General features: G+C 67.4%; 7 protein-coding genes. 4 read left to right on the top strand and 3 right to left on the bottom strand.

The window, feature by feature from the left end; all coding sequences use genetic code 11:
• Positions 1-118 precede the first annotated feature (118 nt).
• The 3 genes from ACFWY6_RS44110 to ACFWY6_RS44100 form a co-directional block, all read right to left on the bottom strand.
• Positions 119-1,150 carry an alanine racemase gene (locus ACFWY6_RS44110; RefSeq protein ID WP_266864492.1) on the bottom strand — a complete coding sequence of 344 codons (1,032 nt, stop codon included), beginning with the start codon at positions 1,148-1,150 and terminating at the stop codon, positions 119-121.
• Positions 1,151-1,252: 102 nt separating this feature from the next.
• The gene (locus tag ACFWY6_RS44105; protein ID WP_266864493.1) at positions 1,253-2,374 is read right to left on the bottom strand and encodes a peptidoglycan bridge formation glycyltransferase FemA/FemB family protein; all 1,122 of its coding nucleotides are present in this window, start codon (positions 2,372-2,374) and stop codon (positions 1,253-1,255) included.
• A gap of 145 nt (positions 2,375-2,519) precedes the next feature.
• On the bottom strand, positions 2,520-2,831 hold the full coding sequence (locus ACFWY6_RS44100; protein WP_266864494.1) for a hypothetical protein: 312 nt from the start codon (positions 2,829-2,831) through the stop codon (positions 2,520-2,522).
• Between the two features lie 276 nt (positions 2,832-3,107).
• Here ACFWY6_RS44100 and rpsF point away from each other — a divergent pair, with 276 nt between their 5' ends.
• The 4 genes from rpsF to rplI all read left to right on the top strand — a co-directional run bounded on the left by rpsF (position 3,108) and on the right by rplI (position 4,843).
• Entirely contained in the window at positions 3,108-3,398 is a 291-nt protein-coding gene (gene rpsF, locus ACFWY6_RS44095; RefSeq protein WP_006604399.1) for a 30S ribosomal protein S6, read from the top strand.
• 80 nt (positions 3,399-3,478) lie between these two features.
• Positions 3,479-4,084, top strand: coding sequence for a single-stranded DNA-binding protein (locus ACFWY6_RS44090; protein ID WP_135331198.1), 606 nt, complete (start codon positions 3,479-3,481; stop codon positions 4,082-4,084).
• 57 nt (positions 4,085-4,141) lie between these two features.
• Positions 4,142-4,378 carry a 30S ribosomal protein S18 gene (rpsR, locus tag ACFWY6_RS44085; RefSeq protein WP_003949403.1) on the top strand — a complete coding sequence of 79 codons (237 nt, stop codon included), beginning with the start codon at positions 4,142-4,144 and terminating at the stop codon, positions 4,376-4,378.
• A gap of 18 nt (positions 4,379-4,396) precedes the next feature.
• On the top strand, positions 4,397-4,843 hold the full coding sequence (gene rplI, locus ACFWY6_RS44080; protein ID WP_266864498.1) for a 50S ribosomal protein L9: 447 nt from the start codon (positions 4,397-4,399) through the stop codon (positions 4,841-4,843).
• The last annotated feature ends 53 nt before the right edge of the window (positions 4,844-4,896 follow it).

Genomic DNA, 4,896 nt, shown 5'->3' with positions numbered 1-4,896 from the left:
GGGGGGCGGGGTGGGGGGGGGGGGCCCCCCCCTCATTATAACCCCCCCCCCCCCTACCGTTCCGCGCGCCCGGGGGGGGGGGGGGTGTGGTCGCGCCCGGCCCTTCTCGTACGTGGGATCAGCGGTCGACGATGCGGTCGAACTGCGTGGTGGTGTGCCGCAGATGGGCCACCAGTTCCTCGCCCACCTTCGGCTCCTGCGCGTCCGATGGCACGAAGAGGATGGAGACCTGCATGTGCGGCGGCTCGGCGAACCAGCGCTGCTTGCCGGCCCAGACGAACGGCGACAGGTTGCGGTTGACGGTCGCGAGGCCCGCACGGGCCACGCCCTTCGCCCGCGGCACCATGCCGTGCAGCGCCTTCGGGGCTTCCAGGCCCACGCCGTGCGAGGTGCCGCCCGCGACGACGACCAGCCAGCCGTCGGACGCGACCTTCTGCTGGCGGTAGCCGAAGCGGTCGCCCTTGGACACCTGCGTGACGTCCAGGACGGCGCCGCGGTACTGGGTGGCCTCGTGATCCCCCAGCCACAGATGCGTGCCGATACGCGCGCGGAAGCGCGTCTGCGGGAACTGCTGCTGCAGGCGCTGGAGTTCATTGGCCTTGAGGTGGCTGACGAACATCGTGTGCAGCGGAAGACGGGCCGCACGCAGCCGGTCCATCCAGCCGATGACCTCCTCGACGGCGTCCGAGCCGTCCGTGCGGTCCAGCGGCAGGTGGATCGCGAAGCCTTCGAGCCGTACGTCCTCGATGGCCGCGTGCAGCTGCGAGAGCTCCTGCTCGCTCACGCCGTGCCGCTTCATCGAGGACATGACCTCGATGACGACGCGGGCGCCCACGAGGCCGTGTACGCCGTCCAGGGACGACACGGAGCGGATGACACGGTCGGGCAGTGGCACGGGCTCCTCGCCCCGCCGGAACGGGGTCAGGACCAGCAGGTCACCGCTGAACCAGTCCTTGATCCGGGCGGCTTCGTACGTGGTGCCGACGGCGAGGACGTCGGAGCCGAAGCGGGTCGCTTCCTCCGCGAGGCGCTCGTGGCCGAAGCCGTAGCCGTTGCCCTTGCAGACCGGGACGATGCCCGGGAACTGCTCCAGCACGTGCTTGTGGTGTGCCCGCCAGCGCGCGGTGTCGACATAGAGCGTGAGCGCCATGGCCGGATCCCGGAACCTTTCTCGTGGCTGCGGTGTATCAGAGGTATGAAGACTATTTGTGGCAGTGCTCGTGGCTGTGTGAATTGTGCCGGGTCAGTGCGGTCAGCGGCGCGACATGTAGATGTCGAGCGCCTTGTGAAGCAGCTTGTTGAGCGGGAAGTCCCACTCGCCGATGTACTCGACTGCTTCTCCACCCGTGCCCACCTTGAACTGAATCAGTCCGAAGAGGTGGTCCGTCTCGTCCAGAGAGTCGGAGATGCCCCGCAAGTCATAGACGGTGGCGCCGAGCGCGTAGGCGTCGCGGAGCATCCGCCACTGCATCGCGTTCGAGGGCCTGACCTCACGGCCGATGTTGTCCGAGGCGCCGTAGGAGTACCAGACGTGACCGCCGACGACCAGCATCGTCGCCGCGGAGAGATTCACGCCGTTGTGCCGCGCGAAGTACAGCCGCATGCGGTTGGGGTCTTCGGAGTTGAGGGTCCGCCACATCTGCTGGAAGTAGCCCAGCGGCCGCGGACGGAACTTGTCGCGGATCGCGGTGATCTCGTAGAGACGCTGCCATTCGGCGAGGTCCTCGTAACCCCCCTGGACGACCTCGACACCGGCCTTCTCGGCCTTCTTGATGTTGCGCCGCCACAGCTGGTTGAAGCCCTTGAGGACCTCGTCCAGAGAGCGGTTGGCCAGCGGCACCTGGAAGACGTAGCGGGGCTGTACGTCACCGAAGCCGGCCCCGCCGTCCTCGCCCTGCTGCCAGCCCATGCGGCGCAGCCGGTCGGAGACCTCGAAGGCACGCGGCTCGATGTGCGAGGCCTCGACGTCGCGCAGCCGCTTCACGTCCGGGTTCTGGATGCCCGACTTGATCGCGGGAGCGTCCCAGCGCCGGATGACGACCGGCGGGCCCATCTTCACGGAGAAGGCGCCCTGCTGCTTCAGATGCGCCAGCATCGGCTGCAGCCAGTCGTCCAGATTCGGGGCGTACCAATTGATGACCGGGCCCTCGGGGAGGTACGCGAGATAGCGCTTCAGCTTGGGCAGCTGGCGGTAGAGCACCAGGCCCGCGCCGACGAGTTGGCCGGTCGAGTCGTCGAACCAGCCCAGGTTCTCCGAACGCCATTCACTCTTCACATCCGCCCATGCCGGGACCTGGCAATGACTTGCCGACGGCAGGCTCTGGATGTACGCCAGATGCTGCTCGCGACTGATGGTCCTCAGGGTCAGACTCATTCGGGGCGCTCCTCGGGCTGGTGTGTCCCCATGGGTACAGGGGCTCCGGCTCTCGCGCCGAAGCCTACTGTGCCCCGCGAGCGCCCCGTCTGGGCGTACGGAACTCGGCCCCCGGCCTACGCGTGGCGGGGGTGCCGAGGGCGGGTCACCAGAGCCCGCCGAAGAGGCCGCCGTGGGCCATGCCCAGGAAGAATCCGACCGCCGACGCACCGAGACCGACGATCAGGCCGAAGCGCTCGCGGGTCGTCTCGGAGACGAACTGTCCCCAGGCGCCCGTGGCGATTCCCACCAGGCCGGCCCACGAGCTGAGCAGGTGGAGGTTGTGGAACATCGCGGAGACGAAGGCGATCGCACCGAGGACCAGGGTCACGCCGAGGAGCGTGTCCTGCAGTGGATGGGCCTTGCCGTCCGTGGCGAAGAGAGAGCCGGCGGTGTTCGGTCGCAATGCCTGTGCCATGAGGCACCTCCTGCGGAAGGCGGCGCATCGTAGCGCCATACACACCCGATGTGTACAGATTCTGCCCGTCGGGCGCCGGATTTCAACCGGAAGCCATGGTGCGGGTACTCTGTACCGTCTGCACCGGTGTCTGCCCAGGCCCCTGGCAGGGCTCCAGCTCGGTCTGCCGATCGAGGAGCCCGATTGTCAGTGGCTGCCGATACCGTTGCGTACGCATCACGACCCTCCTGCCACGGAACGACCGTGGCCGCTGAGTCCAAAGGAGGTGGGTTCCACATGCGTCACTACGAAGTGATGGTCATCCTCGACCCCGATCTCGAGGAGCGCGCTGTCTCCCCGCTGATCGAGAACTTCCTCTCCGTCGTCCGTGAGGGCAACGGAAAGGTTGAGAAGGTCGACACCTGGGGCCGTCGTCGTCTCTCGTACGAGATCAAGAAGAAGCCCGAGGGCATCTACTCGGTCATCGACCTGCAGGCCGAGCCTGCGGTCGTCAAGGAGCTCGACCGCCAGATGAACCTGAACGAGTCGGTCCTCCGGACCAAGGTCCTCCGTCCCGAGACCCACTGAGCTTCCCAGCTCAGCGGCACTCGGGTTTCGAGTAGCAGCAGCAAAAGCAGCCAGCAGCAAACCCGCCGAGAGGTTCCCCCATGGCAGGCGAGACCGTCATCACGGTCGTCGGCAATCTTGTCGACGACCCCGAGCTGCGCTTCACCCCGTCCGGTGCGGCGGTCGCGAAGTTCCGTGTCGCGTCCACTCCCCGCACCTTCGACCGTCAGACCAATGAGTGGAAGGACGGCGAGAGCCTCTTCCTCACCTGCTCGGTCTGGCGTCAGGCGGCGGAGAACGTCGCTGAGTCGCTTCAGCGAGGCATGCGCGTCGTCGTGCAGGGCCGGTTGAAGCAGCGGTCCTACGAGGACCGCGAGGGCGTCAAGCGCACGGTCTACGAGCTGGACGTCGAGGAAGTCGGCGCCAGCCTGAAGAACGCCACGGCCAAGGTCACCAAGACCACGGGTCGCGGCGGCCAGGGTGGATACGGCGGCGGTGGCGGCGGCCAGCAGGGCGGCGGCAACTGGGGCGGCGGCTCCGGTGGCGGTCAGCAGCAGGGTGGCGGCGGTGCTCCCGCCGACGACCCCTGGGCGACCGGTGCGCCGGCCGGCGGCGGCCAGCAGCAGGGCGGCGGCGGTGGCTGGGGCGGAAGCTCCGGCGGCTCCGGCGGCTCTGGCGGCGGCTACTCGGACGAGCCCCCCTTCTAGGCCTCAGGGCCAAGGGTGGGCCGTACCCACACTTCTTGATCACACAGGAGAAACACCATGGCGAAGCCGCCTGTGCGCAAGCCTAAGAAGAAGGTCTGCGCATTCTGCAAGGACAAGGTCACGTACGTGGACTACAAGGACACGAACATGCTGCGGAAGTTCATTTCCGACCGCGGCAAGATCCGTGCCCGCCGCGTGACCGGCAACTGCACGCAGCACCAGCGTGACGTCGCCACGGCCGTGAAGAACAGCCGTGAGATGGCGCTGCTGCCCTACACGTCCACCGCGCGATAAGGGAAGGGTGACCGACTAATGAAGATCATCCTCACCCACGAGGTCACTGGCCTCGGTGCCGCCGGCGAGGTCGTAGACGTCAAGGACGGCTACGCCCGCAACTACCTGATCCCGCGGAACTTCGCGATCCGCTGGACCAAGGGTGGCGAGAAGGACGTCGCGCAGATCCGTCGCGCGCGCAAGATCCACGAGATCGCGACCATCGAGCAGGCCAACGAGGTCAAGGCCCAGCTCGAGGGCGTCAAGGTCCGTCTGGCCGTTCGCTCCGGCGACGCCGGTCGTCTCTTCGGTTCCGTCACCCCGGCTGACATCGCTTCGGCGATCGAGGCTGCCGGTGGTCCGAAGGTCGACAAGCGCCGTGTCGAGCTGAACGCGCCGATCAAGACGCTGGGCGCTCACGCGACGTCCGTGCGTCTGCACCCCGAGGTTGCCGCCAAGGTCAACATCGAGGTTGTCTCCGCCTAAGCATTGCGCTTGGCAGAGTTGAACGAACATGTGGGGCCGCACCCTTCGGGGTG

It is taken from the genome of Streptomyces sp. NPDC059037 (assembly GCF_042740015.1).
Taxonomy (GTDB): domain Bacteria; phylum Actinomycetota; class Actinomycetes; order Streptomycetales; family Streptomycetaceae; genus Streptomyces.
The sequence above is the reverse complement of the archived record's forward strand: the minus strand, read 5'-3'. Positions and strand labels throughout refer to the sequence as shown.

What these genes read in the sequence shown, in the direction of transcription:
- rpsF (WP_006604399.1), top strand. Translation starts at nt 3,108, where the DNA reads ATGCGTCACTACGAAGTGATGGTCATCCTCGACCCCGATCTCGAGGAG.
- ACFWY6_RS44110 (WP_266864492.1), bottom strand. Translation starts at nt 1,150, where the DNA reads ATGGCGCTCACGCTCTATGTCGACACCGCGCGCTGGCGGGCACACCAC.
- ACFWY6_RS44105 (WP_266864493.1), bottom strand. Translation starts at nt 2,374, where the DNA reads ATGAGTCTGACCCTGAGGACCATCAGTCGCGAGCAGCATCTGGCGTAC.
- ACFWY6_RS44090 (WP_135331198.1), top strand. Translation starts at nt 3,479, where the DNA reads ATGGCAGGCGAGACCGTCATCACGGTCGTCGGCAATCTTGTCGACGAC.
- rpsR (WP_003949403.1), top strand. Translation starts at nt 4,142, where the DNA reads ATGGCGAAGCCGCCTGTGCGCAAGCCTAAGAAGAAGGTCTGCGCATTC.
- rplI (WP_266864498.1), top strand. Translation starts at nt 4,397, where the DNA reads ATGAAGATCATCCTCACCCACGAGGTCACTGGCCTCGGTGCCGCCGGC.
- ACFWY6_RS44100 (WP_266864494.1), bottom strand. Translation starts at nt 2,831, where the DNA reads ATGGCACAGGCATTGCGACCGAACACCGCCGGCTCTCTCTTCGCCACG.